The organism is Microcystis sp. M53598_WE2, from assembly GCF_030067735.1.
In the GTDB taxonomy this organism is placed as follows: domain Bacteria; phylum Cyanobacteriota; class Cyanobacteriia; order Cyanobacteriales; family Microcystaceae; genus Microcystis; species Microcystis aeruginosa.
The window spans coordinates 1-4,314 of the sequence record NZ_JASJFE010001093.1; the positions used below are offsets into that span (position 1 = coordinate 1).

The following is a 4,314-nucleotide window of genomic DNA, read 5'->3' on the forward strand; positions in this document are numbered from 1 at the left end:
GCTCTTCTCGACTTTGTGTGATAATTTTTGCTTATAGAATCGTGAAATATTTACCTGGAAAGACTTTTAGGACTATTTTGCTGAAGAAACTATCAGTATAGACCCCGTTTCCACACAGAAACCAGAAGAGCCGGATTCCTGACACTCAGACGAAACACTACTAGGCAAAAACAAATCCATATTGCTGAAATGGAGGGAAATGTTATGTCGAAGGCAACTGTTAATCAAGCAATTATCAACTGTGTATATGTAAACCGCACAGAAAAAACGACTATTCTCAAAATTCACTTTATGGGACAATGGCGGGAGCGAGTCGTTGAGGTGGGCGAAAAGTTTTGTTTTAACGCTCCTGAAGGGGGACACTTAGATATTTTTACCTATGAGATGGCTGCGATGATTCTGGAGCATAGAATTCCTTGCCGAGAATTGGCGATATAAGGATCGTCTGATTAAGGTCTTGCCAAAATTATTATTTCTTATTAGCTTAAAAATGTTAGAATCTATACAAAAAACACAATCTCCTTTAGCTTTGGCCCCTGCGTTGGAGGCTGCCATTAAACGAGGCGAAGAAGCGAAGAAGCGGTTCCTATCCAAGCAAGGCGGAACCTTAACCAGCGCTGAGGTTTGTAGTGTTTTAGCCTGTAGTTCTTTGGAATTAGAAACTATGAGGCTCAATCATCAGGTCTTAGGTTTATGTGTCAACGAGGAATTAGTTTATCCTGCTTGGCAATTTATTGATGGCAAAGTTTTGTCAGGTTTAGACCAAGTGTTAGCCGTTTTAAAAGAAGACGGTGCTTGGACACAAATGATCTTTCTGCTTACGGGTGATATTCGTTTAGAGGGAGCAACCCCGCTAGAAAAACTCCAAAAGGGAGAAATCGAGCCAGTGGTTTGGGCCGCTAAGTGCTACGGGAGTCATAGCGCGGCGTAATGGGTTTGCCTCCTTCTGTTTGTGGGTTAGTACGTTTGAGAATTAGTTCACCAATTTTATAAAAAATAATATCTCCTGCAAGAATCAAAAATCTTCAGTAGCAGACAAAAGATAAGAGATAACTATCCTATTCATAAAACCTAAAATTATGTCGAATTTATCCAGGGTTTTAGATATTTTCACCCGATAGCGGCTCGATAACTTACTTTTGCAGGAGATCGCCGATCCTCTTGCCCTATTTTGGTAAAATCAACTATAATGGGGAGAAGTTAATCTTTGCCAAGCTTGAGCAGAGTTAAACTAATCCCTCAGTGAGCAAGCAATTGAATCCTATGCTTAAAATTGCCCTTTTTGGAACCAGTGCCGATCCTCCTACTGCCGGTCATCAAGCCATACTAAAATGGTTATCGGAACAGTACGATATCGTTGCGGTTTGGGCTGCCGATAATCCCTTTAAAAATCATCAAACCAGTCTCGAACATCGTCTGAGGATGTTAAATTTGCTCATCCGGGATATTCAACCCCCAAAGGATAATATACAACTGCGACGAGAATTAAGCGATCGACGTAGCTTAATTAGTGTGGAAAAAGCGCAAACAATTTGGGGAGAACAGGAGGAATATACCCTAGTCATTGGTTCCGATTTAGCTGGACAAATTAGGCACTGGTATCGTAGCCAAGAATTACTAGAAAAAGTCAAAATTCTCGTGATTCCTCGTCCTGGCTATCCTATTAACCAAGATGATATTGAACAACTGCAAACATTAGGGGGTGATTGTCTGATTGCCGATGTATTTGCTCCGGCTGTATCCTCAACAGATTATCGAGAAAAAGGCGATAAACAGGCTGTTCCCGCACCGATTAAAGATTATATCGAAGGTCAAAAACTTTACGCATGAAATCGCAAAAGACCCTAGCTAATAAATCTCTAGCTGATTTTAAAGTGGGAGTTGATAACGTGATCTTTTCCGTTGATACCCAATTAAATCGGCTGCTGGTGCTTCTGATTAAACGACGGGAAGAACCTTTTAGTAATTACTGGAGTTTACCCGGAACTTTAGTGAGAAATGGGGAATCACTGGAAACGGCAGCCTATCGAATTTTAGCCGAGAAAATTAGCGTCAATAATCTCTACCTGGAACAGTTATATACTTTTGGCAGTCCAGAGGGAGATTCCCCGGCAGCGGCCGCAAGTTTTGGGGAACGTTATCTATCGGTGAGTTACTTCGCTTTAGTGCGGTTTGAAGAAGCAAAATTAATCACTGAACGGGATTATAATATCACTTGGTATATGATTGATAAAGTGCCAGATTTAGCCTTTAATCACGGTCAAATTTTGGAATATGGCTGGCGAAGATTACGCAATAAAGTAGAGTATAGTCCCGTCGCTTTTGAGGTTTTACCAGAATTATTTACTTTAAATGATCTTTATCAATTTTATGAGACAATTTTAGGTAAAAATTTTAGTGATTATTCTAACTTCAGAAATCGGCTATTGAAATTAGGATTTCTCAAGGATATGGGTTTAAAAGTCTCGCGTGGTGCCGGTCGTCCCGCTAGTTTATATCGCTTTGATGAAAAAGCTTTTGCTCCCTTTAAAGAGCAACCGTTAGTTTTTGTTTAAATAGGAAAAAATATGAGAATTGCTATCGCTCAATTAAATCCCATTGTTGGAGATATCGAAGGAAATGCCCAAAGAATTTTAGAGGCTGCTCAAACGGCATTTAATCAGGGAGCAGAATTACTTTTAACCCCGGAATTATCCCTCTGTGGTTATCCTCCCAGAGACTTATTATTAAATCTGGGTTTTGTGGAGAAAATGTCTCGACAATTGCAATTATTGTCCCAACAATTACCAGAAAAGTTAGCTGTCTTAGTCGGTTTTGTCGAAAAAAATCCCTCGGCAACGGTCAGAGGAGAAAAGCCTTTATTTAATAGCATAGCTTTGTTAAAAAGTCAAGAAATTAAACAAATTTTTACTAAACGTTTATTGCCTACCTACGATGTTTTTGATGAGGATCGTTACTTTGCTTCTGGGAAAGAAAGTCAATATTTTCAACTAACAGAAAATAATGTAAAAATCGGTGTAACTATCTGTGAAGATGTTTGGAATGATGAACAATTTTGGGGTCAACGTCAATACGCAGTTAATCCCATCGCTGATTTAGCTAATTTGGGAGTGGATTTAATCGTTAATCTTTCCGCTTCTCCCTACAGTGTCGGTAAGCAAAAATTGCGAGAATCTTTATTATCCCATAGTGCCACTAGATATAATTTACCTATAGTTTATGTCAATCAAGTGGGAGGAAATGATGATTTAATTTTTGATGGTGACAGCGTTGCTTTTAACAGACAAGGAGAAGTGATTTATCGCGCCCAAGCATTTACTTCTAGCCTAGAATTGATCGAGTTTAATCAAGATTTGTTACCCGCAGTTATTCATCCTTTACCCGTCGATGAAGATGAGGAAATTTATCGAGCCTTAGTCTTAGGAGTGCGAGATTATGTGCAGAAATGCGGTTTTAAACGGGTAATTTTCGGCTTGAGTGGTGGCATTGATTCCAGTTTAGTTGCCGCTATTGCCAGCGACGCATTAGGTAAAGAAAATGTTCTCGCTGTGATGATGCCTTCTCCCTATAGTTCCGACCATTCCATTAGCGATGCAGTGGCTTTAGTTAATAATTTAGGTATCAAAAGTGAGAAGTTAGCAATTAAAGAAATTATGAACGCTTATGATCAACTTTTAGATGGTCTTTTTGCGGGGACTGATTTCGGTATTGCTGAAGAAAATCTTCAGTCACGCATTCGCGGTAATTTATTGATGGCTCTCTCTAATAAATTCGGTCATTTACTATTATCCACTGGCAATAAATCAGAAATGGCGGTGGGATATTGCACTCTTTACGGTGATATGAATGGTGGTTTAGCAGTGATTGCTGATGTGCCGAAAACGAGGGTTTATTCCCTCTGTCGCTGGTTAAATCGACACGGGGAAATTATTCCCCTCAATGTGATTAATAAAGCTCCTAGTGCTGAATTAAAACCCAATCAGAAGGATCAAGATTCTTTACCTCCCTACGAGATTTTAGATGCTATTTTAGCACTATTAATCGATCGCCATCAATCCGCCGAACAAATTATTGCCGCCGGTTTTGAGCCTGAAATTGTGCAGAAAGTGATTAAATTAGTTAAAAATGCCGAATTTAAGCGCAAACAAGCCCCTCCCGGTCTAAAAATTAGCGATCGCGCTTTTGGCACTGGTTGGCGAATGCCCATCGCTAGTCGCTGGGGTTAGGGGGTTTTTCAGTTATCAGTTATCAGTTATCAGTTATCAGTTATCAGTTATCAGTTATCAGTTATCAGTTATCAGTTATCAGTTATCA

5 protein-coding genes are annotated in these 4,314 nt (G+C 39.6%); all 5 read left to right on the forward strand.

Annotation, left to right across the window (positions count from 1 at the left end):
- Window positions 1–204: 204 nt before the first annotated feature.
- The 5 genes from PX636_RS22295 (at window position 205) to PX636_RS22315 (ending at window position 4,226) form a co-directional block, all read left to right on the forward strand.
- The gene (locus PX636_RS22295; protein ID WP_288118972.1) at window positions 205–438 is read left to right on the forward strand and encodes a DUF1830 domain-containing protein; all 234 of its coding nucleotides are present in this window, start codon (window positions 205–207) and stop codon (window positions 436–438) included.
- A 52-nt stretch (window positions 439–490) separates the two neighbouring features.
- Window positions 491–931, forward strand: a complete 441-nt coding sequence (locus tag PX636_RS22300) for a hypothetical protein (RefSeq protein WP_288118974.1) — start codon at window positions 491–493, stop codon at window positions 929–931.
- Between the two features lie 332 nt (window positions 932–1,263).
- A complete protein-coding gene (locus PX636_RS22305) occupies window positions 1,264–1,830 on the forward strand; it encodes a nicotinate-nucleotide adenylyltransferase (RefSeq protein ID WP_287701307.1) in 567 nt (188 codons plus the stop codon).
- Window positions 1,827–2,555: an NUDIX hydrolase gene (locus PX636_RS22310; protein ID WP_288118976.1), complete on the forward strand. Its 729-nt coding sequence runs from the start codon at window positions 1,827–1,829 to the stop codon at window positions 2,553–2,555. The genes PX636_RS22305 and PX636_RS22310 overlap by 4 nt, the downstream gene beginning before the upstream one ends.
- Before the next feature lie 12 nt (window positions 2,556–2,567).
- On the forward strand, window positions 2,568–4,226 hold the full coding sequence (locus PX636_RS22315; RefSeq protein ID WP_288118978.1) for an NAD+ synthase: 1,659 nt from the start codon (window positions 2,568–2,570) through the stop codon (window positions 4,224–4,226).
- The last annotated feature ends 88 nt before the right edge of the window (window positions 4,227–4,314 follow it).